The organism is Fictibacillus tiangongensis, assembly GCF_048083785.1.
In the GTDB taxonomy this organism is placed as follows: domain Bacteria; phylum Bacillota; class Bacilli; order Bacillales; family Fictibacillaceae; genus Fictibacillus.
Genome location: NZ_CP182294.1, coordinates 1003515 through 1029427, shown reverse-complemented (window position 1 = coordinate 1029427; position 25913 = coordinate 1003515). Strand labels below are relative to the sequence as shown.

Sequence of the window (25913 nt, the reverse complement as noted above, 5' to 3'; positions counted from 1 at the left end):
AGAAGTTACACATGTAAATCCTGTACCCTTTTATCGTCATTTACGGTACGTGTTTTTATTTTTCTTACACGTTCACCGCTAAATGGTATCTTTTCACCTCTAAACATCACGTTTTCACTGATAAACTCACACTCACCACCTACGAATCCCTCCTGACCACCGCTAACCTCTAAACTTCCACCTGAAGGCTCATAAAACAAGCTTGATCAAACAAAAAACACCCTCATCCATATGGAATCAGGTGCCGCATTCGACTATTGAATGGAGAACTTTTCTTTTTTCAACAGATCCTCTGGCTTTTTACCAATCGGATCTTGATGGAAGTAATCGCGAATCACACCATCTTTTAGATAGTTAGCGATTGAAACCATGATCATTCCTTGATCGAGCGCGAGATATGCTTTGGCGATTTCGCCTGTTTCTACATTTACAGAATCATAGAATCCGTACTTGCTATACGTATCGAGCTCTTTTAATACTTTTATATTTTTTCGAACAGCTTTTGGATCATAATCTAATGCTAGAAATGATGCATGAGCCGTTACGGTCGCGCCATCTTTGTATCCAGAAGTACCAAGTGGTGTTGCCGCGAACTCACTGTAACCATCCGGAGTTGCAGATGGAGAAAAGCCCCATGCCTTATACCCTTTCTCTTCTGCAAAAGCTTGCTGTAATTCAACATGACGCTTGTTGTTCAGCCCAAGCGCATCCTTGCCAAGTTCTACCTCATTTAATACGATTCCGGGCATAAGGCTTTCAAACATGCTTCCGCCCCAGCTCGGAACGAATTTTACACCGTTGTATTCGTAATGTCCTTCAAAAACAGAAACCCCATCATATTCATGCGTTTCACCTTCTGGAATCTGTGCTTGCCAGTCCCATTCTTTTGGCATCGTACGGTACATCTTCCACCAGTGTTCACTTGGCACATCACCTTTACCGATCGAGATATAACTTGCCACACGTGGTTCTGTGTTGAATAAACCATAGTGATGATCTGTTAACTTCCCTTGTGCAACATCATATCCACCACGAAATTGTCCCACTTCTGGATCATATAGAGTCGTATAATTCATGTCTTCAACGAGCTTACTCGTTTGTGGATTCAGCTCATCATAAGCTTGTCCAACTACAATCAGCCCTGCAGACAGCCAGCCGTTATCCACTTGTGAGATGAATTGTCCCCAGTCCTTTTTAACGGAACCATCTTTTGTGTTGTACCAGTTGTAATATAAGCCATTCCATTTTTCAAGATCTTCGAGAGTATTCAACGTGACTTGTATACGTTTTATCGCTTCTTTTTTTGAGATGATTCCTAATTCTTGAGCAGAAATCGTACTCATCATATACATCCCAATGTTTGTGGGAGATGTGTGTGTTGCATCTTTTTTGCCCTCTGCTGTATATCGAGTCTCATCATAGGTCAAACCTGTTTTTGGATCAGTATGTTCTTGATAAAACTTGTATGTTTTCTTAGCAATTGATTTTAACTCCATTTGAAATGCATGATCTTTTCCTCTGTCAGTTGCGGACACTGATGTTGTTGCAAATACATTCGCAATCAAACTGAACATCAATACAAAGCTAATGAATTTACTTGTTTTCATGGACGCGTTGCTCCTCTCCATACTTGTAATAATAATGGTCAATCGAAACGTTTCACCAATAGTTTAGCACGTTTGATTGAAATAAATAAGGAGCAAAGAAGCTTTTGCGTCAATGGTTGTATGCGTTTTCATAACAAACAGTAAAATGGTCGTAGAAAACTGATAATAATAGGAAGTCTCAAATCTCATTATGTAAATAAAGGATAATTTAATAGCGAGGAGAAGAATATATAAATTTCATTTATTATATTAGAGTTTGGAGGTTGAAGGAATGAAAAACAGATCTCATTATGTAAGTGGCTATAAACTGTTGAAGATTCCTTACGTCATACAAAGTAAAACAGAACAGCCAAAAGGGTTGGCCATCATGCTTCCGGGTATAGGATATACAGTTAAATCACCATTGTTCCATTTTTCTTCAGGAGCATTTTTAAACAAAGAATATGATGTCTTGCATGTGAACTATCCTTATTATTCAACAGATTACGAAGATTTTAGCTTTGAAGAAATTACTTCTGCCCTTATTAATGATGTTTCCACAGTGTTAAATGAAGTGGTTAATCACACAATCTATAAATCTTATTACGTGGTAGGAAAATCCTTTGGCACTATGGCCATTCCTGCTGTTTTAGATATGTTAACTACCCAAAGCACAAAAGCAATTTGGCTAACACCTCGTCTAATCGATCTATCTGTTTTTCAAACATTAAAAGCTTGTAAACAAGGCGGACTTTGTGTAATCGGTGATAAAGACCCCTTTTATGACGCAGAAAAGATGAATCACATCATAATGAACCCTTCTATAGAGTGTATGATTCCTTCAGATGCAAATCATGCACTTGAAGTGGACAACGATATTCTAAAGTCTATTGATACGGTTAAAAGTGTGATTAAAAGGATTGATGATTTTATCACTTTGAAGGACAGAGTATTAAAATCATGAACTTTAAACAAAGTGAAGCTCTTGAAATTCTAAAACGTACACCTGCCGTTTTGACTAATTTGTTATCTGGACTCTCTCATGAATGGTTAAGCAGCAATGAGGGTGACAATTCATGGAATTCTCTTGAAGTTGTCGCTCACTTGATCGACTGTGAAAAGTGCAACTGGATACCGCGAATTCATAGCATTCTTTCAAACTATGAGAATGTCCCTCTTCCACCCTTTGATCGGTTCTCTCATTTGGGTAAAGAGACAGGGGTGGAAGAGCTGTTGCGTGAATTCTCACAATCTCGCCAACAGAGCTTATACCAATTAGGTACTTTAAAAATTAGTTCCTTTGATTTAAATAAAACTGGACTACACCCTGAGTTTGGTTCTATTACCATGCAACAATTACTCTCAACCTGGACCGTTCATGATCTTACACATATCAACCAGATTACTAGGATTCTAGCTAAACGATATGATTTGGATGTTGGTCCATGGAAAACATACTTAGGCATACTCAAATAACGTTCCCCTCAGTGGAGCTTTTTTATTTTACAAAGAGGAAAATAATGGATTATGCCGAATGATTATAGTTAACTTTATTAGATAAAAAAAGAGATAGAGAGATTTAGGGGGAATATTTTATGTATTTACTTGTCCTTCGGCGCATTTTTTATTTTTTGATGCCGATCGTAGGTGTTTTTTTCATTGGTGCACTTCCTTACCTTTTCTTCAGCAATGTTCAAGGTATCGAGGCTGTAGCACGCTTATTGGAGTCCGGAGCAATAAAGAATGCCTTATTTTTAGATCAAGATTTAGGTCTTTTCTTTAGTAACTATCTAGATAATATTGGTTCGTTAATGCTGAGACTCATCACCTTTTCAAATGTAGAATATTATGAATATCAGCAGATCAAACTTCTGTTTCCGACCATATTAACCCCATTTTATTATTCTGTAAAACTAGTGATCGGCGCTTTTTTGTTAGCTATAACAACATCGTTAGTACTTGCGTTAATCGTTAAAATTTTGCCAGTCAAAATACAAAAAGCCGTTCGGTTTGTCTTCTTTTCACTAGAATCGCTGCCTGATATCTTCATAGTCGTGATGATACAATATAGTATGATTCTATACTTCCGGAATACTGGGACTCTTTTATTCCCAATTGCACATAGCGACCAGAATCCTACCTATTTTATCCCGATTTTATGCTTGGCCATCATACCTACTCTGTTTTTAACAAGGACACTATTATTCTTGTTAGATGATGAAGACTCTAAGACATATGTTGAGTTCGCACGAGCAAAAGGGCTAAGATATGCTCTTATTCTATATGCTCATATGCTTAGAAATTCATTGTTTAGTCTTTTTTATTACTCGAAGACCGTGTATTGGTTATTGATTTCCACATTATTTATGGTGGAAACTGTAATGGCCATACCAGGAATAACAGACTTCATGCTTGATAACGGACCAACAACACCAGAAGTTATCACGGTAAGTATCCTATTAATGTTTGTACCATTCTATTTACTATTTACAGTCGTCTCGTACATTCTTTCTCATAAATTAGGACGCACTGAAGAAGAGGTGGCTTAAGATGTCCGTTTGGAAAAGCCCGCTCTTTCTAACAGGTTTTTTAATCATTTTTTCTCTCTTTTTTGGAAGCATCATTTATTCTCATTTTGTTCCCAATGATAAACAGCCCGTTATGCAGATCAGATACGACGATAATAAAAATGCAATAGATGGTGCTCCTATTGCACCTTTTAAAGATATGCCCTTTGGTACAGATCGTTTCGGTGTAAGTATCTTACACAAGGTAATAGATGGCGCAAAATATACACTTGGAGTTGCATTTTTTATTGCTTTTGCTAGGTTATTCTTCGGAACTTTCCTTGGCCTGATCATCAGTCAGTTGCCTAAATTCATTCTAAATACCTTAAGTAAGCTCTTTGAATCGTTTTACTATGCTCCAGCTACTATAATTGCTTACTTGCTGTTATACCCTGTACTTCAGATATTCACATGGTCTCTACCACGTGATATACAGACGATATTCGCTGTCATACTCTTGGTTATTATCGCTGTTCCCCCTATTATGGTGACAGTGGCGAGTGAAACTTCTAAGTTTTTAGAAAATGAGTTTATTTCTTCTGTAAAAGTTTTAGGCGGCAGCAAATTACATACTCTACGTAAACATGTCATGCCACACCTTAGACCGCATTTGAGTATTTTGTATAGCCAACAGCTGATCGCCACCCTTTTACTTGGGGCTCATCTTGGCATTTTACAAGTATTTATCGGTGGAACTGACTTCATCACTCTCGATCCATTGGAAAATAATACTGTGCCTGTTGCTATGATCAACGAATGGTCCAGCATGATCGGTGCCAACTACTTCCAAATTCGGGGTGATCGCTGGATCGTTTTTGCTCCACTCGCTGGATTTGCAATAACCATTCTCGCCTTGAATTTTATGGTTGAAGCGATGAAACGTCAGTACCTTGCAAAAAGCTCTTACACGAAAAGAACACGAAAAGTAAGAAAGGTAAAAACTCCTGTGCCAGTTAAGAAATTGTCTCAAGTGCAATTTGAAAGGATTATGAAAACAGGTACAGATAATTAATGAATAAGAAAGACTCGATGAGGCAAAGGTTTACCTTATCGAGTCTTTTATCTTTTGGTATGTTTTTCGTTTCTTTTGAATATAGGAATAATACTTTATTAAAAGGAGTGAACGCTTTGAGCGAAGCAGACCTTAACGTCATTTTTTATACCTTGTTCCTTCTACTCGGGTTACCGGTCAGCTATAAATACGCAAAGTTTACTGTCACACATACGGGTATGGTGCTTCCTCACTTCTTTGTCAGTATGATGCTAAACTTATGTATAGGTACAGTTGGTATTGTGGGATGGATTTTCTTTTCCGTAAGAATCTCTAGAGCATTCACCATCGGTGGCATCTATTTAGGTGCTTGGATCATCTCACTAAGTTTAGTCACCTTGTTAGTCCTTCTCATCGTTAAACGTAAATCAATGATACAGAGCTTTCACTATCTTTCATCTAAATAAAAAAACACCTTCCACATCAGGAAGGTGTTTTGCTTCTTTATGACTTGATACTTTCCTTCTGTAGATCAGAGGCAGGGCCAAAGAACTCAAAATGAATGTTCTCTTTTGGTACATTCAACGCCCGAAGAGCTGCATTTATTACCTGCATAAACGGAATCGGACCACAGAAATAATAATCCGCATCATCGTTTAAAGGTAAGATCTCCTTTAACCAAGTTTGATCGATGTAACCCCTCTTCGTGTAACCTAAATCTGCATCTAACGGACTTTCATACACAAAATGTGTAGTGATATGATCGGAAGCTTCTGCAATATCTATAACTTCTTCCTTTAAAGCGTGTGTTTGGCCGTTGATTGCGGCATGAACGAATGTAACCTTCCGTTCCGGCTGTTCACTTGCTACAGTTTTCAGCATGCTTACCATAGGGGTAAGCCCCACACCACCACTAATCAGGACAACATGCTTTTCACTGTCTGTATTTAAATAAAAGTCGCCAGCTGGAGCACTTAAATGAAGAATGTCTCCTTCTTTAACACGCTCATGCAAATAAACGGAAACCATTCCATCGACTGTATCCGTACCGCTTTCTTTTTTAACAGAGATGCGATAACTGCTCTGTCCTGGAGCGTCAGACAAGCTGTATTGCCTGATATGTGTGTTTACCTGACCTGGTATATCCATCTTGATACTCACATATTGGCCGGGCTTAAATTTTGCAAGTGCTATTTTATCTTGCGGCTCTAAATAAAAGGACGTGATTACAGAGCTTTCTTCTATTTTACGTGTTACGATAAAAGGTCTGAAGCCTTCCCAACCTGCCTCTTCATACATGTTACTTTCTATCCCAATAAAGACATCCGCAATCACACCATACGCTTCTGCCCAAGCATTGATGATCTCATCTGTTGCAGCATCACCAAGAACATCTTTAATAGCAAGAAGCAGGTTTTCACCGACAACAGGATAATGCTCCCTCTTTACACCAAGGCTTCGATGTTTATGTGCGATTCCTTTTACGACAGGAATGATCGTCTCAAGCTTATCGATATTAGCTGCTGCTGCGTATACGGCGTTTGCTAATGCAGCTTGCTGACGTCCTTTTTTCTGATTTGCATAGTTAAAAATATTTAATAGCTCTGGATGTTTCTGAAAAAGCATTTCATAAAAACGGGAAGTTATCGCTTCTCCGTGTACTTGCAAAACAGGTACGGTTGACTTAATTATTTCAATAGTTCTTTGCTGTAGCATGTCAATTCCCCCTTATATTCTTCTTACAACTCTATCGTAAAAGAATGATAAAAGAGAATGTGTGATTTGAATCACTTTACCTTAGGACGTTTTGTGAACATAAATAGTGCTATTTTCTTAGCCACATTTCTGCTTTTTGATTCATTTTCTTCTGAAGTCCCGCAGAATTCTTCGAGTCTTCTAATGCTTCTCCTGCGTATTGTCTCGGAAAGATCTTATACAATGATCGTTTAAAGTCAGCTCCATCCTGCGGTTCTTTATAATGCGAAACCACATACTTTCCATCTATACTCCTAAGTTTGATTACGGCTGGAACGGAATGGCCAGACTGCCCTTCTGCCTTTGTTGATCTGTTAAATCCCTGAAACAATGAGTAAAGATAGATCGATGTCACTTCCCCTGTTTCTTTCGCTCCATAGATCTTATGAACTTCAAACTGTTTTTCCGATTCAGGATATACGTCATCATAATGTTGGATGATGTAATCTGAGATTAACTCATTCATCTCAGAAGTTACTTTTACTTCATTAGAGGAGTGGAATGACGTACACCCCATTAATAAGAAAAGCATGCTCCAAGTGATCAACGTCATTCTCATTATATAAGGTACCATTCATTTCCCCGCTTTCTTTACGTTAAATCTTGCCCCCATAACGATTGTAAAAGAATCATATATAGAGTAAGCAGTACAGAAACGATCATAAAGATAACTGATATGAATCGGTAGTGATCCACTTTAGCAAGCGTGATACCATAAACTGTCATCGCTAGTATCGTTGCTGCATAAAACACAAAAAACATAGGATAAAACGTCAACGGGCCTAAAAACAATCCTAAAGAAGCAAACTGTATAGAAAAAGCTAAGATTGAAAACAAAACCCACTTCTCTTTTCCTTTTGCTATCACTGCACCAAATAAGGAAAACAATCCAGCTCCTAATACCAACAGGACTAATGCCCATTCATAGAGAAAGAACAAACTTTCATGATATACGGCGAAATAATAACCTACGATCATAACAGGAAAGATGGCAAGCAGGAAAAACGAACTTCTCTTTACATATTGATCGCTGCCCAATTAACACTCCCCCTTTTTTAAATTTGCTTCACCTACATATTACCATTTTATGGTTCACTTTCACTGAATTCTTTTCAAACTATTCAAACGATTTTATAATAATATGATACTATTGAAAGATACAAAACTTCACAAAGTGAATAAACACAACTTTTATTTACCAGGAGTTGGCAAAGAGTTGAGAAGATCGTTGATCACCTATAAAGAAAAAACTGTCCACCTTACTGAATGGGGTGAAGCCCACAACCCAACAATTGTTTGCTTACATGGCTTAGGAAGTACAAGTCTTAGCTTTCTAGAAGTAGCTGAGGAATTACAGAAGGATTTTACAATCATTGCCTTTGATGCTCCTGGACACGGGAAGTCTGAGCCCTTTGACACAGCTGTAGATTATGAGATGCCTAGACTCGTTGATTGGCTTCATGGTTTGTTAGCACACTTAAATGTAAGCGATTTCTATCTCTTGTCCCACTCATGGGGAAGTTTTCTAGCTCTTCACTATTTGGTTCGTTATCCTGAGCAAGTTTTGGATACGATATTAATCGATGGCGGCTATCAAACAAAGCGTATCTGGTCTTCCTCTCTAGAAGAAGAAATGGATCATTATGAAAAAGATTTTGATGAGTACGTGTTCGATTCTTGGAATGACTTTTTTCTAGCTGAAAAAGAAAACTATTTGATGTGGTCACCGTTAAAAAATATCGCAGTTAAAGATCTAGGTATTGAAAGAGAAGGTAAAGTTTGCTGGCATGCTAAAGGTGAAACTGCTCGTCATATTATTCGTGGCATGCATCTAAACGAAACAGAAGATATCTATCATCTTCTTCCACAAGGTATCACTTTATTTGTCGCCACAATACCTGAGCGATTGTCTGAAATGAGATTGCAGACCGCTGAAACGTTTAGAAATAACACAAACGGTGTACTACATATAGTGCCAAACACGACACACTTGTTGCACTGGGACAGACCATGCATAGTAATTGATTTAGTTTTATCAAAATGGCTAAAAAAATCGGAGGTTAAATGATGGCATACCTACTCGTATATTTTTATAAATTAAAACCTGAAGTGAAAGAAAAGTTTCTTGAAATATCATCGAGATCAAATAAAAAATTTCAAGAATACGGGGGTGTGACAGAACAGATTTTCAAATTGTCCACATCACCAAAAAATTATGGATTCTCCTCCATTTCTGAAAAACTGCAAGTTGATGAAGGTGAAGAACTCTGGATCGGCCTTCTTCGTTTCCAATCTGAAGAACATGCACGTATGACGATGGAGGACTTCGATCAAGATCCAGAGATGAAGGCACGATTAGACGAATTTGTCACACATGTAGCACCACTTGAAAAGTTAGTCTTTGGTGAGTTTGTTTCTGAAACTGAGGCAGTGACCGTATAGTAGAAGGTATAGCATAATCATAAATTAAAAAATGCATCTCCTTGCTAAAAGGAGATGCTTAACCAAACTCTTTTTGATGTGCTTTTTTCATCTTCAGATATTCTTCATCTGTTCGCGCTAATTTCCACTTCTCTTCAAAGATTGCGGCTGACTTTGCTTTCACGGGATCAATCTTCCTTTTATTAACCTCACCCTCCTCATTGTATTTCCTTCCGCCTTTATAGTTCGTATACCGTCTTGCGCGTGTATACCCCATCTGAAGAAACTTCCTAGCCATATCTGCTCCCACGAAGTCTTTATTTTTTTTATAGTCTAGAAACTGTTCGTAGATTTTTTCTGATGACTTTTCAGCTTCTTCAGGGGTCTTAAAGCGCCAATGCGGCAAGATCTCACTCTTATAAGGTTCCACTAATAATACTCCTTGTTCACCACGGCCTACACGATACTTTTCAGGATGTTTTCGAAAATCGATATTATCAAAGTCAAGGTCATAATCAAATGCCATTTCCTTTTCCTCCTTTTTGTTATCGTTACCCTAAAAGAAAGAAATCAAAAATAAAGAGTGTTTTCGTAATCGGTGTTGCTTTTGAAAGTTTGTTGGTTTCCGCTGCAGATCGCACGGGGCGTAAGGTGAGACACTTAAATGTGAAACATTCGGATGTAGCTCACCGTCTGCCCCGCGGAATGCGAGCAGCCTGGAACGGAAATCAACACTTCCAAAAGCATCAAGGTATACGAGAACAGCTTTTAGATAAAAAAATAATAAAGAATTTGATAAGAAAAAGATCCGCTGCTTCTTAAAAGAAACAACGGATCCATTACTTTTTACTGAACAACTTCATAAAAGCTCTTCGATGCACCTTCAATAAATGGACATGGTTTTCCTGAGTAAAAAACGGTTAACTCATGCATCGCACGCGTACAAACTGTATAAAACAATTTACGTTCTCGCTCGAGTTGATAACCTGATGCATCAAATATCGTTACTGCGTCAAACTCGATTCCCTTGGCTAAATAGGATGGGATGACGATTACTCCTTTTTGAAAAGAAGCATCTTCATCAATCATGAGCCTCACATCTAGATTATCTTTCAATTTCTCATAAACCGCTTTGCTCTCTTTAGCCGAACGGCAGATCACCGCTATCGTTTCATGACCTTTGTTCAACCAATTCCCTACAAGATCCTTCACCTGATCAAGATGATCTTCTTCACGTTCTACTGCTGCAATAACTGGTTTTTCACCTGAACGATTAAACGGAATAATCTCGCTTCCGTCTTTCAATAGACTTTTCGTAAACTCTACTATTTCTTTTGTAGAGCGATAACTTCTTTGCAAAGTAATTGTTTCCGGATTTTTCTTGTTTAATAAGTTTTTGAGCATACTGAACGTTTCATCTGACGCATGTGCATAAATCGATTGGTTTAAGTCACCTAAAATCGTTAAGTTTGCTCTTGGAAAAATACGCTGAATAAAAGCAAACTGAAACGGTGAGAAATCTTGAGCTTCGTCAATAAAAACATGACGAACTGCTGCATTAGATTGAAAACCTACTAATAATTCTTTTACATATAACAGCGGAGTAGCATCTTCATTCGCTAAATGGTTTTGTTTCAGATTAAACAATGTTTGATTGCAGATTTCGTTCCAAGTATTCACGTCCTCCATCAATCGTTTATTTTTCTGAAACAACTTAGCATATAAGCTCTTTATATCAATAAACGAAAACTGTTCGATGCTCTCTCTAAGTGATTTAAAGGCGATTCGCGTCACATAAGCCGATAGCACTTTTTGTTCACTCGAAAGATCGTTGAATGAGTCAGCTCCGTATTTATTGCGTTCCTCTAACTTCTCATATAGCCTTGTATAAACAGTTCTATCAAGAAGCTGTATCTCTTTTTCAACCCATGGTTTCTTGCGTTCTCTTCGTTCTATTTTCTTCAGCTCTTCTAAGATCCAAGCCACCGTCTTTTTCATTCGATAGGGAACGGTTTCTTTCTGGTCGAGAGAATAGAAGTATTCACTGATCTGTTTAGAACGAATCACAATACGGTCTCGAAATCTCACATTTAAAAATTGTATGCCAGATGCACTTAATTTCTCAACATAGCGATGAATCGCTTCTAGAAATTCAACTGATGCTTTAAACTGAATTGCTTCTACACGCTTTGATTCTTCTTGTTCAGATAAAAGCTCTTCCATCTGCTCAAAAGGAGTCTCGATCGAATAGTCTCCTCCTAAGTGGTGATCCACATAAGCATGAAACGTGGTTTGTTCCATGTTTTCCTCGCCCAGTTCGGGCAATACGTTTGCTACATAACTATTGAACATGTTGTTTGGTGAAAATAAAACGACATGGTGCGACTGAATCGTTTCTCGATCTCGGTACAACAAAAAGGCTACACGCTGAAGAGCTGCTGATGTCTTCCCGCATCCAGCTGCACCTTGAACAACAAGTAAATCACTTGCTGTATTTCGTATGATTGCATTTTGTTCTTTTTGAATTGTCGCGACTATGCTTTTCATTTGTGTATTCGCTTGGTTGCCTAATACGTGCTGTAACAATTCGTCACCGATCGCTTCTCCCGTATCAAACATTCCTGTTATAAGAGCATTCTTAATCATTAATTGCCGTTTAAGTTCGAGCTCCCCTTCAATGGTACCACTCGGTGCACGAAAATCAGCTTCGCCGAGAGAGTGATCATAGTATAGACTTGAAATTGGTGCACGCCAATCATGGACAAGAAACGTGCTCGAAGGTTCATCGTAATAAGATGCTATTCCGATATACACTTGTTCTATTTCCTCTTCTCCGTCTTCTTTAAAATCGATTCGACCAAAGTAAGGGGAACTTTTTAATTTTTCATAGGTTTTAAGTCGAGCTTCAGCAGAAGTATGACTTCGTTCGATCTCAGATAATAATTCTGACTGCTGTTTAATGCTAGCTGCCGTTTCAATTGCATCGTCGGGATCTTCTAAGTTCACTGTAACATCAGACCAAAAATTCTTTCGGATTTGAACAACATCAGCCTTCTTTCCTCCTAGATGATCCAGAAGTTTATCTGTTGCATCTGAAAGTTTATGAATAACTTGATCTACACGCTTTTGTTCATTTTGTTGTTCCTGATCCCATGTTGTCATCCGATTTCCCCCTACAAAAAAATTTATTAGTTAATCGTTGACACACGTTCCTGTTTTATCGTATAATAAAATTAGGAAGATTTATAAATTAAAATAATTCGTTAGTGCGTCTTTTCTATAATAGCATATTTCTGTATATAAAGTACATATATAAAAACAGTGAATCCCTAAAAGGTTTTCACTGTTTTTTTGTTCAAAAAATTTATGCTTGTTTAGCTGTTTGATTTTCAATGATTCTTTTTATCGCATGCATTTGTCCAAGGTGATACGTTTCGTGAAAAACTGTGAAATTTACAAGCTCACCAAAAGTAGTTAAATTGAATACTGGTTTCTCCAGCTTTTCAAACAAGCGTTCTTCTGGCATCTCTTTTACCCGTACTAACTGTTCTTCTAACTGCTGTTTGAGTTCTTTAAGTGCAGGAACGTCACCTTTCCAATCTGCAGGACTTGTTCCTCTATTAAATAGCTCAACATAGCGCGTTGGCAGATTAGCAGAATGTTCCGGGAACCCAAACATGAAGTATTCCGCAGTCGTAAGGACGTGTCCTATGTGCCAGCGAATATTATTATTGAACCCATCAGGTTGAATATCTGATGCAGACTCATCTATACCATCCAATTGCTTCAAAAAGAAACTTCTCGCTAGTTCAAAGTTTTGAATTGTTAATTGATTCATAATAAACCTCCTCAGATTTTGCTCTTTCATCATTCATCATACGTGTACTATCGTTTCAAGACAAACGTTATGCTGAAAGGCTAAAATCTATTCTGATCGATAGTTATCGTGAATGGGTGTAAATAGATCTTCATCCGTTTTACGTACAACAGAAAAATAGTCTACATTATAATGACCATGCAAAACTTTATTGTGATGGCTTACGATCTGTTCTGCTTTTAACACTTCTGAATCTGAAGTAGAGTGACCATCTTCAACAAGTGTGACATCGAAACCAGAGACAGTTGCGAATCGTACAGCAGTATCGATGCAATGTTCTGTTTTGCAGCCCATCATAACGAGATGGCCAATTTTCTCCTCTTTTAGATAGCTTAATAAAGGTGTGTTATAAAAGGCATTCGTTGCCTGCTTATCAAAAACTCGAGCACCCTCTGGAACATTAATTGCAGAGTGAACCTCAAAACCTGCTCCCTCTCCCTCAGAAACATCTACGTCTCTTACAAAAACAAGGGCAGCCATTGCTTGCTTCGCTTTTTCAATAACAACATTTATGTTTTGAATCAAACCTTCTTTGTTATAAACTCCCTGCTCACTCGCATTCCCCTCAATCAGTTCTTGCTGTGCATCAATAACCAATAAAGCATGTTTCAAATTATCCGCTCCTTTTTCGTTCATCACTTTAATACTTCTTTTAAAAGTACAAAAATCCTTGCCAATCAAATATTTATTTCAATAACTGGTTATTACTAACAAAGAAGGGATTTTTTATAGTTGCGAAAAACATGAAATTATCTAATAATAGTAAGGTTCAACAAGTGAGTTATTTAGGAGGAAAAGAAAAATGAAGTACATCATCTTTCTGGCTGGAGTGGCAGCGGTTTTCTTGTTAGCCTTTTTAGTCAGTAATGATCGCAAAAAGATCAAATACAAGCCGATTCTAGTTATGCTTGGATTACAGCTTATCCTTACATACTTTCTATTAAATACAGGCGTTGGCCTTGTCATTATAAAAGGTATCTCTAAACTGTTCGAGAAGTTGTTAAGCTACGCAGGTGCTGGGGTTGAATTCGTGTTCGGCGGTCTGGCGAACGAAGCTGCAATGCCCTTTTTCTTAACTGTTTTATTACCGATCGTGTTTATTTCTGTCTTGATCGGGATCGCACAGCACTTCAGAATCCTTCCATTCATCATCAAGTGGATTGGTTTTGCACTAAGTAAGGTAAACGGCTTAGGAAGACTTGAGTCTTACAATGCAGTCGCTTCTGCTGTTTTTGGACAATCAGAAGTATTTATCTCAGTAAAAAAATTATTGGGTCACCTGCCAAAGCATCGCTTATATACGCTTTGTACATCTGCCATGTCAACGGTTTCCGCTTCAATTCTTGGAGCATATATGGCCATGATCGATCCAAAGTATGTGGTAACTGCACTCGTGCTTAACTTATTCGGTGGGTTCATCATCGCCAACATCATCAATCCTTATGAAGTTACAGAAGATGATGACATCATTGAAATCGAGGAAGAAAAACAAACCTTTTTCGAGATGCTTGGTGAGTACATCATGGATGGCTTTAAGGTTGCTGTAATCGTTGGTGCCATGCTTCTTGGATTTGTAGCATTGATCGCATTAATCAACGATGTGTTTGATATGATCTTCGGGATTACGTTTCAAACGATGCTCGGATATGTATTTGCTCCAGTTGCATTCTTAGTTGGTATCCCTTGGGCAGAAGCTGTTTCTGCGGGTACAATCATGGCAACTAAACTTGTATCGAATGAATTTGTAGCTATGATCGATTTAGCAAAATACGCGAAAGACATGTCTGATCGAACGATTGGGATCGTTTCTGTTTTCCTTGTTTCATTCGCTAACTTCTCTTCAATCGGTATTATTACTGGTGCTGTAAAAGGTTTACACGAAGAACAAGGAAATACGGTTGCTCGCTTTGGATTAAAGCTTTTATATGGTGCTACATTAGTAAGTATCTTATCTGCTGCAATTGCAGGTCTGTTTCTATAGAATAAAAAACAAGAAGCCTCGGCTTCTTGTTTTCTATTTTTCAAGTCCAAAGAACTTCATAAAAAACTGCTGTCTTTTTAGGGACAGCAGTTCAATAATTATTATAATTCACTCGCAAATTTGCCTGGAATCATTTTTAAATCTTCATGTACTGTATTTAACTTCTCTTCAAATGCTGTAAATAATTCATCAGCTTCTGTTGCTTTTGCTTCATCTTCTAAGCCAGCTACACGAGCTTCATAAGACTTTTTAAGTTCTTCAAGCGATGCTTTTACAGATTCTTGGTGTTCTTTTGTTAGATCTGATGGTACTTCAATAGAAGGAATCTCTGCAACTGCTTTTTCACCACTTGCTTTAGCATCTGCTTTTAATTTATCAAGCTCTGCTTGTGGAAGAGCTTCTTCGCCTTCTTTTTCAAGACCTGCAGCATATGCGTTGAATGGTGCATGATAGCCACGAAGTTGGTTTACAAGCTCACCTTCAAAATTAAGAAGTGTGATTTTTTCCGCATTTCCATCTTCTTTCTTTACTTCAGCCGCTGGCTTAGCCTCTTCTTTTGGTTTTTCTTCTTCCTTGCTGCAACCTACGCTAAGCGCAAGAACAGCAGCCGCTGTTACCGCTAAAAACTTTTTCATCAAGAAAGCCCCCTATATATTTCTATTTTTTGGAACTTTCTCATTTTAATACTTTTTCTTACTATTGTAAATTAAAATGTATCCGTTTTCTTATAAATCGATAAAAATAATGCTGAAGCCTTAATATGATTGAATTATCTAATTATTCAATAAATTGTATTTTGTATTTATTTTAATATAAAAGTTATCTTTCTATACTAATGTATTTCCTTAACCTTTTTCTCATGATGTAATAGCCATTCTTTTCTCCATAAGCCTCCCGCATATCCCGTTAAGCTCCCGGTTGAACCTATAATTCTATGACAAGGAACCACAATACTTAACTTGTTCTTTCCATTAGCATTCCCTACCGCCCGAACGGCTTTTTCTTTTTGAAGCGTGATGGCAATATCTCGATAAGAGGCGGTTTCTGCAAACGGAATACTAACAAGTGAATTCCAGACCGTGTGTTGAAAAGGAGTACCGCTATATTGGAATGGAAACGTAAAAGCTTGCTTTAAACCTTGAAAGTATTCTGTAAGTTGATCCCGGCAGGCTAGAAGAACGGCAGGAACCTCGTCTTGATCCTCAACCGCTTCCTCTTTTTCTAAGAAAAGAATGGACTGAACAACGTCTTCGGTTCCTAAAATCTCGATAACGCCTATAGGAGATTCTAACTCTACTCTATAGTGCTTACTCATATAACGACCTCCATAAATAGAAAGTGGCGTATGCTTCCCATCCACTCCAATTTTCCGCTTGGTTCTTTAATTCTTTTATTGTTGGCTTTTGCTTCCATTTTAACTGTTTCATTACGGCATTCTGCAACCCCACGTCAGCTACAGGAAATGCATCGGTTTTTAGTAAACATTTCATCAACACATAATCCGCTGTCCAAGGTCCGATTCCTCTTAGCGAAATAAGATGTTTAGCAGGATCTTTAGAAGATCTCAATATTTCCTTCGACAGTCGGCCTTCCACTATTTCTTTTGCTATACCAATCACATATTCCGCTTTTCGCGTTGTAAATTGAAGGTTTCTTAAATCATAAACCTGAAGATCTGCGATGATTTCAGGAGATGGGTATGCCCAGAATTCATTCTGTTGATGGACTAGCTTCTTCCCAAAGTTCTCGACCAACCTCTTCTTCAAAGTATAGGCAAACGTTAAGTTGATCTGCTGTCCCACGATTGCCCAAGTCAATGCTTCAAAAAGATCTGGAATCCCGATCATACGTAAACCATAATAGCGTTCTACGAGCGGCTGTAATAGGCTATCTTCTGAAACAGCTCCATAAAATGACGAAAGATTTTGATTCAGGTCAAACCAATTCCCTACAAATTCAACGACCGTTTCCATGTTAGAAGGTTCCTTATCCGGAAACTCGATTATGAGCACGTGATCTTTGTAACTGATCTTGATCAAGATCAGCTCAGTATCCACCATGATTACTTTGTAGATGTTGTTCTCATGTACGTGATGAAGAATTTCTAATGGTGATCTCTCAAGAAAAACCAAACATTCTCTAAAGGAGAATTCTAGCGGTAACTCTATCTTTAATTTCCCATCAAATACATTCCATCTCATGGTTTGTTACCTGTTGTTTCTTTTGATTTTCGGTAGTCGCTTGGTGAACAATCTTTATGCTCGCGAAACGTTTTATAAAAGTTAGAGGGGCTCCGAAATCCTGATTCAAAACATATCTCAAGACATGTTTTTGAAGTATTCTTTAACAGGTATGCTGCTTTATCGATACGAATATTTTCCACATATTCTCGAGGCGTAACATTCATTTCTTCTTTAAATAATCGTTCGAGATAGAACGGGCTCAGTCCAGAGTACTGCGCTACATCTTGTAGAAGAATTTTTTTATGATGGTTATTTACTAAATAACTAGCTGCTTTTCTAATCAGATTGATTTGCGGACAATGTTCGATCTCGGGCTGACATCTTTTACACGCCCGATATCCTGCTTTTTCACATTGAGAAATGGAATCATAAAATGCTACGTTTTGCTTTTTAGGTTTTCGCGAACGACAAGATGGACGGCAATATATCTTTGTTGTTTTTACAGCTGTATAAAAAAGGCCATCATATGACCTGTTACATTCCATAATCTTATCCCACATCTCATCAAACGACATCTGTATGGTATTCACTGACCTACACCTCCATAAATCATCTTTCCATCATTTTAACAATTTCAACTTAACAAATCGTCCTCATTCTTGCTGTTATGGTCTTCTTCACTCAGCGTTCAATAAATATCCTTAAACAACGGTATACAAAAAGAGTGACGATCCGCCACTCTCATTTATCCTATATTTACTTATTTACTTGATCGATGCTAGTCTGCCCTTCTTTTTTGACCCGCTCTTAGTCTTATATTGATAATAGATGACTGTTGCAATGAAGAAAGATGTAATACCAAACCCAATGACCATTTTATGAAATCCAATCGTATCTAGGAACAATCCTGTTAACAGCATCAGAACTTGAAAGATAATATTATCAACCATCCCTTTTATAGAAAAGAACCTGCCGTGATAGTCTGACGGGACATCTGTCTGAAATATGGTAGTAACAACAGGAAACAGCGTTCCAGCAGCAAGACCAAATAATCCAAAAGAAAGAACTGACATGGTTGGATGATCTGCTAAGAACAGAGATGTGTGTGCAGCAGCGATAATGAATGTAATAGCGAACATATAACTTAACTTCGGATTATCTCTAAAGAATTTCTTAGATAAGAACGTTCCAATGAATACACAAACGCCCTCAGTCGTATAAAGGATTCCTTTAATACCGGCATTATCCTGCAACTCACTAATCTCAATCACCATTAAGTTGAATCCAGATAAAAATAGGTAAGCAGGAATCAATAAAAAGATACCATACACAACTTTACGTTCGTTCTTTATAATGGGATACAAATCTGCAAGCGTTCTGAAGAAATTATCCTTTGTACCTGAGGAATCTGCTTTCTTAGGCTGTTCCTCCACATCTAAAAAGAAAGTAGAAATAAGAAGGATCACATACGAAATAAGTGTGACCGTGTACAAAGAAAATAGCGACATGCCAACTAGCATTACTCCGCCGAGTGCAGTCCCTACGATTCGAGATGCCGTAAAGATGTTCATATTTACACCGTTAGCATCTAAAAGTTCTTCTTTTTTAACGATCAACGGCAACATGGTTTGCATGGCAGGCTGAGAGAACGTTCCAGATATGCCGATAACAAGCGTATAAATGACCATCCACCAAACATTGTTATATGCGATCGCCAAATACATAAAGAAGATAGCTGCACATCGAGCAAACCCAGCATAGATCAATATCTTTTTCTTATTGCTGCGATCAATGATTCGACCCGCCATCGGCGCAAGAAAGATTCCTACTAGGAACCCAGCTAAAATGATTAAAGCCTGCAAAAAAGAGGACTCAACATTCATCTGCAAAAATTCAAGATTCCCAATAATACCTACCCATAGACCTGTACTAGATACAGCCAGTCCAAACATTAAAATTAAAAAATTCCGGTTTCTCCACATGTTCCCCTTCTCCCCTCAGTCATACCGAAATCATTCTAATGATAAACAATATATATATTTCACAAAATAAAATAGACTCACTATTCAGTATACATCATTTAAAAATGTTTCAGAAAAATAATCCGTCATTTTCAGCTTATTTTTTCTCTCTGTTATAATGACAAGAGTAGAAGTTTGAAAGGGGTACACTATGAAACAATTAATCCTTGCTGAAAAGCCAAGCGTGGCGCGCGATCTTGCCCGTGTTCTAGGCTGCAAGCAACAGAATAAAAGTTATATTGAAGGACCAAAACACATCGTTACTTGGGCACTCGGACACTTAGTTGAGCTAAAGATGCCAGAAGACTATGACAAGCAATATAAACAATGGCGCTTGGAAGACCTTCCGATTATTCCAAACCATATGGGACTAAAAGTTATCCGACAAGTTAGTCACCAGTTTCGTGCGGTTGAACAACTTTCTAAACGAAAAGACATTAGTGAGCTTGTAATCGCAACGGATGCTGGACGTGAAGGCGAACTTGTCGCTCGCTGGATCATGGAAAAAGTAAGATGGCAAAAACCAGTAAAACGTTTATGGATTTCTTCTCAAACAGACAAAGCCATTCGAGATGGATTCAATCAGCTCAAACCTGCTAAACAATATGACAATCTTTATCAATCTGCCGTTTGCCGTTCTGAGGCAGACTGGTTGATCGGACTGAACGTTACAAGAGCGTTAACAACAAAGTATAATGATCCGCTATCTGCTGGTCGTGTTCAGACGCCGACACTTGCGATGATCTTAGAGCGTGAGCAAGAAATCAATTCGTTTCAGCCAAAAGACTTTTGGACGATTGATGCGACGATCGGTATGTTAAAAGCGTCTTGGGAACATAACGGTGAGAAGCGTCTTTTTGAAGAGAAAAAAGCGACAGATATCGTAAGTAAAGTAAAGGGACAGCAAGCAACTGTTTCTTCACTTCAAAAGAAAGAAAAAACAGAGGCGCATCCGATGCCTTACGATCTTACTGAACTGCAACGTGACGCGAACCGTCGTTTCGGTTTCTCTGCTAAGAAGACCTCTTCGGTACTACAAAAACTTTATGAACAATACAAGCTTGTTACGTATCCAAGAACAGATTCCCGCTACTTAACAAAAGATATGGAAAATACGATGTATGACCGACTTCAAGGTATGTCATCTGGATATCGTGAAGAAGTGCAGCCTTTGCTTAAGAACAAAGGAAGCGTAGTAGCTAATAAAGTGTTTAACGACTCAAAAGTAACGGATCATCATGCAATCATTCCAACTGATGAATACCTACAATTAGGTGATCTTGATAACGATGAGCGTAAACTTTATGATTTAATCGCACGCCGATTCCTTGCTCTATTTTACCCTGCGTATCGATCGGAAACGTTGACCGCTACATTAAACGTTGCGGGTGAAACATTTATGGCCCGTGAAACGCTAGTGCTTGATCCAGGATTTAAAGTGCTGTCTGGTAAAGAAGAAGAAAGCCCGCGTGCACTCGCTCATTTAAAAGAAGGGCAATCCCTTTCTGTTAAAGAAGTAAATGCGGAGAAAAAGCTCACTGAGCCGCCTTCCCGTTTTACTGAAGCTGATCTTTTATCTCGTATGGAAAAATACAGTCTTGGTACACCTGCAACTCGGGCTGATATCATTGAAAGACTTCTAGGGTCTGAAGTGCTTGATCGAAGAAATAATAAGCTGCACCCCACGCCAAAAGGAAAACAGTTGATTGATCTTGTAAACGATGAGTTGAAGTCTCCTGAACTTACAGCGAAATGGGAGCAAGAACTTGAAGCGATCGCACGCGGTAATGGAAATCCGAAAGAGTTTCTAGCGAATATCCGAAAACAAACAAAACAGCTTGTAATGGAAATCAAGACGAGCTCTCAAGAGTATCGTGCACATAATCTTACGGGGTCCAAATGTCCTGATTGCGGAAAATTATTAAAAGAAGTGAAAGGACGCGACGGCAAAGTTCTTGTCTGCTCGGATCGTGAATGTTCCTATCGCCGCCGCAAAGACCCTAAGCTATCAAACCGCCGCTGTCCGCAGTGTCACAAAAAAATGGAACTGCATAACGGAAAGGCAGGCACTTATTTTCAGTGTAAACCATGTAATGTAGTGGAAAAAGCTGAGGATAAGAAAAAGAAAGTGACGAAGCGTGAAGAACGCCAGCTTCTTAAGAAATATAGTAACAACAAAGAAGATGAGGGCTTTGGAAACAGTTTAGCAGATGCTCTAAAAGCAGCGATGAAGGATAAAAAATAGACGAAAAGCTGACTTCTAAGGCTTCAAAAAGCATGTTACTGCTATTTTGACCTCATGAAGTCAGCTTTCTTTAATTTAGGGTAATTGAATTTGTACGCTTCAAACGTTGATCTGTCGGATTGCCTAACGAATCTGTCCAATTCCCGAGTACGCTCTTCTTACTCAATTTTACTCAACCTTAAATGTCGTAGAAGCTACTGCATCATAACCGCTTCCATAGAAATAAACCATTTTATACGTAGATCCTTGTTTGTAACGTGCTGCATTTAAATTGTTTTCTGGATTGTACGTAAATTTGCATGTTCCACCACTAGCCTCGGTGTACTGCCACCAAATCGATTCCACCTCACCAGGTTTTTCGTTTACTTCATACAAACCCACCCAGTCACTCTTAGGAGCTCTAACGCCTTCCACAACCACATCTATTGTTTCCTCTATACCGCTTACTTTCTCTTTTGATAATGTAATTTTTATTGACTCACCTTTCTTTGTTCTGCCTATGGCCTTGATTGAATTCGTACTGATATTTCCATATGCATCGAGTGCAAACACTTCTATATCATAAGTTGTAGATGGTGCTAATCCTTCAAGATTAAGAATGAGGGGATTAGGAACAGGATCTTTATAGAACTCGGAAAAGCCTATATATTCTTTCGCCACTTCTTTGGTCTCTATGTTTGTAACGATTACTTTATAATCATGAACCAGTAGATTGTCTTTTGCTTGTGTAAACATAATTGAAAGAATAGTAGCTGTCGTCATGTCGTTCGCAATAGAAAGCATCGCATCGTTTGTAAAAAATGGTGGTTTTTTATCTTTTCTAGCATCCGTATATTTAAAATTATTCTTATTGGCAGGAACACTAATTTCAAACGGTTCACCTGTCCAATCATTATTATGGATATCACGGCGTTTTATTATCACTTGATTCTCATACACTTCAACGATTAAAGCTTGATTTAGAATATCTGCTCCTTCAGGAACTTCACCTTGAATACGGCCAGCGTCCAGCCACAGATACGCGCCAGTTGAAGTACCGATCGTTGTAAAATCTTTTTGGTGAATAATTCTAGGATCATCTAATGGATAGTGTGTGTGGCCTGAGAATGTAATGACTTGCGGATATTTTTTCAACGTATCATAAAATAAATCTCTATTTGCCGTAAAGCCCCACTCGCTTCCGTACATGGTATCTTTTATCGGCTGGTGATGGAAAACAAAGACGGGTTTCTTCGGATCATCGGTATGTGCTTGCTTTAACTTTTCAGACATCCATTTGATTTGTTTAACAGAGAACGTACCCTCTGTCACCCCGTCCTCAGTCCCAAGCACAATAAAATGATACCCTTTGATAATCTTGTGATAGTAGATTGCCGGCATTTTAGTTACTTCTAAAAAACGTTTTTGTGCATCAGCCTCTGGTAAACCGTTCCAATAATCATGGTTTCCAATTGCAATCAGCGAAGCAGCTTTTGATTGTTTATTTGTTTCATAGGCCGTTTTAAACTTCTCAAATTCCGGTACTAGACCATTGTCTGTTAAGTCACCTACTACAGCAAATGCATCTTGCTTAGGAATGAGTTGGTTTAATTGTTTGAGAGTCTCTTTAAATTTATTGAAGGTTTGATCGGACGTTTCATTCATATGTACATCACTGACAACTGGAAAAACAAGTATTGGCTTCTTGCGACTCATTTTTTTACCACTATCAGCTAGCACGTCGAGTGAAGTCATTGGATTTATAAAAGTTAACCCTAGGGAAAGTCCAGCTACCTTTGTTGTGCGTTCAATAAACGTTCTACGCGTAATCTTAGATTTTTGGTCTGGGTGCTGTTCATCAAAGGAATTCGTCATTTATTCTCTCTCCTATCAAGATGTTAATCCTACATGAAAAGTATATTGATAAAATATAAACCCTTGATTACAGATAAGTTAATCATTGTTAAGATCACGCTGTGAATACAAGCACGTTAGGTAAAAATTCATTCATTTACATTCAATCAGTACACATATACCAACCAAGCAAAAAGAAGGATGGATTATAACTTTCCATCCATCCTCTCCTAATTTTATTGAGTAGCTTCTACACCGATTTTCTTCATCTGCTTCTCATGTGCTTTACCATGAGCACGGTTTCGATCTTCTTCTACTTCGCGAGATACCTTAACTCCTTCTGAAACCTTTGCTGCACCTACCTGCTGCAGACCATTCTGATCTTTTTGATAGACAAATGAAGCACGTGTAGATATTGCAGCACCTGGTGAAGTGACAAACGGAACGACTCTATAATCAGTTCGCCATTCTTCTGGTGTAACGGTACATCGCACATACCCGCGGTAATCGTTAAAGAATTTAATATGAGGATTCAATCCTAGTATTTTATCTGTATCAGAACGTTTATCGGCACCATTTCCACCAGATGTGATGGATGTGCCAACAAATTCAGCTCCAATTACATGTGAAGTTGAATCATTGTAATCCACTTTCAGGTCACAAGCCCAGCTCGCGTGTACATCACCCGTTAGTACGATTACATTATTTAAATTCTTTGATTGTACAAAATTTGTGATACGTTCACGAGATGCCGTATAGCCGTCCCATGCATCCATACTTAAACGTGGCGCCTCAGCCGTACCATAGTTTCTCTGTGCGAAGAATACTTGCTGAGCAAGAACATTCCAATGCGCTTTAGAGTTCCCTAAATTTCTAAGCAGCCATTGTTCCTGTTCTACCCCTGTTAATGTCCGATTCGGATCTTGAGATTCTGGAGTTGGCGGTTTACTTCCGTCTCCGTTCGCTTGATCGTCACGATATTGTCTTGTATCCATTACATTGAACATCGCTAAGTTTCCAAATGTAAAATCTCGATAGAGCATCATATCCGCTCCGTGCGGCAGCGATGAACGACGAAGTGGCATGTGTTCATAATACGCTTGATAACCCGCTGCACGACGTTTGACAAACGCTTCAACAGACTGTCCTTTTTCAGGAATCATATTGGCGTAGTTGTTCTCTACTTCATGATCATCCCACGTTACCACCCAAGGAAATGCTGCATGAGCTGCTTTTAAATTGCCATCAGAACGATACTGAGCATGTCTGTTTCGATAGTCTTCGAGCGTCATAATCTCAGGACCGCTATGTGTTCGAACATTGCCAGATGGTGATATATATTCATTAGGTCCGTACTCATATATGTAGTCACCTAAGTGAACAACAAAATCCAAATCCTCTTCTGACATATGCTGATATGCGGTAAAAAAACCATGTTCATACTGCTGGCAAGATGCAAAAGCAAATGTCATGCTTTTTACATTCGCACCTTTTCTAGGCAGAGTCTTTGTTCTCCCTACAGGACTATACTCAAATCCACTTTTAAATCGGTAATAGTATACGTGATTTGCCTTAAGTCCACCTACTTCAACGTGAACAGAGTGCGCCAGATTAGGACGCGCTAGTTCAGTTCCTTTTTGAACAACTCTCTTGAATCTTTCGTCTTCTGCAATCTCCCATTTAACAGGTACAGCTTGATTAGGCATACCTCCACCATTCAACGGATCTGGCGCTAACCTTGTCCATAAAACAACGCTGTCTGATAAAGGATCACCAGAGGCTACACCTAGCGTAAACGGGTAATTTCTAAATGTTGGTGCTGCGTTCACTTCGTAGCTTCCGAGCGACTGAGCAATTGTGAGTCCCAGTGAAATTCCGGCAATTTTCCCGGCACCTGAAAGAAATGTTCTCCGATTCAGTTTGTTTTTTTTTAAGCTCTCTTCTGTAAGTTTCTTAATCCATTCATCCATCGGTCTTTCATCCATACTTGATGCAACCCCTTTTAAATGAATTTAGTACAGGTTTCATTATAGGGTGGAAATATTAAGAAACTATTTTTTCATGTAAACGTATATAGACTTACTCATAGGAACAACTGACTAATCTTACAATTCAAAAAAAAAATGATGAACGGTTGCGCTAGTTTTCATCACTTTCGCAAAAAAATCTTATGCATCGAATGTACTGTTCTTCTTTATAAAATCTTTACAACATACATATAATTCTTAGTCAAAGATAAAAGGTGTTTGTATACACCTATTAAAGGAAAAGGTGATGGCTCTATGGCACTTAGACGAAGAAAGAAAAAGAAGTCCAACAATGACACATACACATGGCTAGACTTTATGATCGATCTTCTATTAGTGATTCCAGAACTGATCATATGGCTGGTCCGACTTGTTGGCAGAAGTGTTTTTAGGCTGTTTGACGGAATTTAAAAAGACTGAACTCTC

General features: G+C 38.4%; 25 protein-coding genes. 10 read left to right on the top strand and 15 right to left on the bottom strand.

Annotated features, from left to right (window positions below; genetic code table 11):
• Window positions 1-254 precede the first annotated feature (254 nt).
• Window positions 255-1607 (bottom strand): glucoamylase family protein, encoded by a 1353-nt coding sequence (locus ACNJYY_RS05640; protein ID WP_416730908.1) that lies wholly within the window; start codon window positions 1605-1607, stop codon window positions 255-257.
• Window positions 1608-1878: 271 nt separating this feature from the next.
• Between ACNJYY_RS05640 and ACNJYY_RS05635 the strand changes: the two genes are divergently transcribed.
• From ACNJYY_RS05635 to ACNJYY_RS05615, 5 genes are all read left to right on the top strand, one after another.
• Complete coding sequence (locus ACNJYY_RS05635; protein WP_416730907.1) at window positions 1879-2550, top strand: alpha/beta family hydrolase; 672 nt, start codon at window positions 1879-1881, stop codon at window positions 2548-2550.
• The gene (locus tag ACNJYY_RS05630; RefSeq protein ID WP_416730906.1) at window positions 2547-3062 is read left to right on the top strand and encodes a DinB family protein; all 516 of its coding nucleotides are present in this window, start codon (window positions 2547-2549) and stop codon (window positions 3060-3062) included. The genes ACNJYY_RS05635 and ACNJYY_RS05630 overlap by 4 nt, the downstream gene beginning before the upstream one ends.
• 119 nt (window positions 3063-3181) lie before the next feature.
• Complete coding sequence (locus ACNJYY_RS05625; protein ID WP_416730905.1) at window positions 3182-4135, top strand: ABC transporter permease subunit; 954 nt, start codon at window positions 3182-3184, stop codon at window positions 4133-4135.
• A 1-nt stretch (window position 4136) separates the two neighbouring features.
• Window positions 4137-5165 (top strand): ABC transporter permease, encoded by a 1029-nt coding sequence (locus ACNJYY_RS05620; protein ID WP_416730904.1) that lies wholly within the window; start codon window positions 4137-4139, stop codon window positions 5163-5165.
• 116 nt (window positions 5166-5281) lie between these two features.
• Complete coding sequence (locus ACNJYY_RS05615; RefSeq protein ID WP_416730903.1) at window positions 5282-5611, top strand: hypothetical protein; 330 nt, start codon at window positions 5282-5284, stop codon at window positions 5609-5611.
• Window positions 5612-5648: 37 nt separating this feature from the next.
• Here the strand turns inward: ACNJYY_RS05615 and hmpA are convergent, their stop codons facing one another.
• The 3 genes from hmpA to ACNJYY_RS05600 form a co-directional block, all read right to left on the bottom strand.
• A complete protein-coding gene (gene hmpA, locus ACNJYY_RS05610) occupies window positions 5649-6860 on the bottom strand; it encodes an NO-inducible flavohemoprotein (protein WP_416730902.1) in 1212 nt (403 codons plus the stop codon).
• A 109-nt stretch (window positions 6861-6969) separates the two neighbouring features.
• Window positions 6970-7473 carry a hypothetical protein gene (locus ACNJYY_RS05605; RefSeq protein WP_416730901.1) on the bottom strand — a complete coding sequence of 168 codons (504 nt, stop codon included), beginning with the start codon at window positions 7471-7473 and terminating at the stop codon, window positions 6970-6972.
• A gap of 17 nt (window positions 7474-7490) precedes the next feature.
• Window positions 7491-7937: a hypothetical protein gene (locus ACNJYY_RS05600; protein WP_416730900.1), complete on the bottom strand. Its 447-nt coding sequence runs from the start codon at window positions 7935-7937 to the stop codon at window positions 7491-7493.
• 178 nt (window positions 7938-8115) lie between these two features.
• On the opposite strand from ACNJYY_RS05600, the gene ACNJYY_RS05595 reads away from it, so the two are divergent.
• Both ACNJYY_RS05595 and ACNJYY_RS05590 read left to right on the top strand, forming a co-directional pair.
• Window positions 8116-8967: an alpha/beta fold hydrolase gene (locus ACNJYY_RS05595; RefSeq protein WP_416730899.1), complete on the top strand. Its 852-nt coding sequence runs from the start codon at window positions 8116-8118 to the stop codon at window positions 8965-8967.
• Window positions 8964-9341 (top strand): DUF1428 family protein, encoded by a 378-nt coding sequence (locus tag ACNJYY_RS05590; protein WP_416730898.1) that lies wholly within the window; start codon window positions 8964-8966, stop codon window positions 9339-9341. The genes ACNJYY_RS05595 and ACNJYY_RS05590 overlap by 4 nt, the downstream gene beginning before the upstream one ends.
• A 58-nt stretch (window positions 9342-9399) precedes the next feature.
• On the opposite strand, the gene ACNJYY_RS05585 is transcribed toward ACNJYY_RS05590, so the two are convergent.
• From ACNJYY_RS05585 to ACNJYY_RS05570, 4 genes are all read right to left on the bottom strand, one after another.
• A complete protein-coding gene (locus ACNJYY_RS05585; RefSeq protein WP_144702204.1) occupies window positions 9400-9846 on the bottom strand; it encodes a DUF4385 domain-containing protein in 447 nt (148 codons plus the stop codon).
• A 320-nt stretch (window positions 9847-10166) separates the two neighbouring features.
• Complete coding sequence (gene helD / locus ACNJYY_RS05580) at window positions 10167-12482, bottom strand: RNA polymerase recycling motor HelD (protein WP_416730897.1); 2316 nt, start codon at window positions 12480-12482, stop codon at window positions 10167-10169.
• A 202-nt stretch (window positions 12483-12684) separates the two neighbouring features.
• Entirely contained in the window at window positions 12685-13158 is a 474-nt protein-coding gene (locus ACNJYY_RS05575) for a DinB family protein (RefSeq protein ID WP_416730896.1), read from the bottom strand.
• A gap of 87 nt (window positions 13159-13245) precedes the next feature.
• Window positions 13246-13809 (bottom strand): cysteine hydrolase family protein, encoded by a 564-nt coding sequence (locus tag ACNJYY_RS05570; protein ID WP_416731810.1) that lies wholly within the window; start codon window positions 13807-13809, stop codon window positions 13246-13248.
• Between the two features lie 190 nt (window positions 13810-13999).
• Between ACNJYY_RS05570 and ACNJYY_RS05565 the strand changes: the two genes are divergently transcribed.
• The gene (locus ACNJYY_RS05565; protein WP_144702219.1) at window positions 14000-15178 is read left to right on the top strand and encodes a NupC/NupG family nucleoside CNT transporter; all 1179 of its coding nucleotides are present in this window, start codon (window positions 14000-14002) and stop codon (window positions 15176-15178) included.
• A 101-nt stretch (window positions 15179-15279) separates the two neighbouring features.
• Here the strand turns inward: ACNJYY_RS05565 and ACNJYY_RS05560 are convergent, their stop codons facing one another.
• The 5 genes from ACNJYY_RS05560 to ACNJYY_RS05540 form a co-directional block, all read right to left on the bottom strand.
• Window positions 15280-15813 carry a hypothetical protein gene (locus ACNJYY_RS05560; RefSeq protein ID WP_416730895.1) on the bottom strand — a complete coding sequence of 178 codons (534 nt, stop codon included), beginning with the start codon at window positions 15811-15813 and terminating at the stop codon, window positions 15280-15282.
• 197 nt (window positions 15814-16010) lie between these two features.
• Window positions 16011-16493 carry a methylated-DNA--[protein]-cysteine S-methyltransferase gene (locus ACNJYY_RS05555; RefSeq protein ID WP_416730894.1) on the bottom strand — a complete coding sequence of 161 codons (483 nt, stop codon included), beginning with the start codon at window positions 16491-16493 and terminating at the stop codon, window positions 16011-16013.
• Window positions 16486-17379, bottom strand: a complete 894-nt coding sequence (locus ACNJYY_RS05550; protein ID WP_416730893.1) for a DNA-3-methyladenine glycosylase family protein — start codon at window positions 17377-17379, stop codon at window positions 16486-16488. Before ACNJYY_RS05550 ends, ACNJYY_RS05555 begins: the two co-directional genes overlap by 8 nt.
• On the bottom strand, window positions 17376-17921 hold the full coding sequence (locus tag ACNJYY_RS05545; RefSeq protein WP_416731809.1) for a bifunctional transcriptional activator/DNA repair enzyme AdaA: 546 nt from the start codon (window positions 17919-17921) through the stop codon (window positions 17376-17378). The genes ACNJYY_RS05550 and ACNJYY_RS05545 overlap by 4 nt, the downstream gene beginning before the upstream one ends.
• 204 nt (window positions 17922-18125) lie before the next feature.
• Window positions 18126-19343: an MFS transporter gene (locus ACNJYY_RS05540; RefSeq protein WP_416730892.1), complete on the bottom strand. Its 1218-nt coding sequence runs from the start codon at window positions 19341-19343 to the stop codon at window positions 18126-18128.
• A gap of 190 nt (window positions 19344-19533) precedes the next feature.
• Between ACNJYY_RS05540 and ACNJYY_RS05535 the strand changes: the two genes are divergently transcribed.
• Entirely contained in the window at window positions 19534-21627 is a 2094-nt protein-coding gene (locus ACNJYY_RS05535) for a DNA topoisomerase III (protein WP_416730891.1), read from the top strand.
• 168 nt (window positions 21628-21795) lie between these two features.
• Here ACNJYY_RS05535 and ACNJYY_RS05530 read toward each other — a convergent pair whose 3' ends face one another.
• Window positions 21796-23481, bottom strand: coding sequence for a metallophosphoesterase family protein (locus ACNJYY_RS05530; RefSeq protein ID WP_416730890.1), 1686 nt, complete (start codon window positions 23479-23481; stop codon window positions 21796-21798).
• Window positions 23482-23696: 215 nt separating this feature from the next.
• Window positions 23697-25445 (bottom strand): alkaline phosphatase D family protein, encoded by a 1749-nt coding sequence (locus ACNJYY_RS05525; RefSeq protein WP_416730889.1) that lies wholly within the window; start codon window positions 25443-25445, stop codon window positions 23697-23699.
• A gap of 297 nt (window positions 25446-25742) precedes the next feature.
• Here ACNJYY_RS05525 and ACNJYY_RS05520 point away from each other — a divergent pair, with 297 nt between their 5' ends.
• Entirely contained in the window at window positions 25743-25898 is a 156-nt protein-coding gene (locus tag ACNJYY_RS05520) for a hypothetical protein (protein WP_416730888.1), read from the top strand.
• Window positions 25899-25913 lie beyond the last annotated feature (15 nt).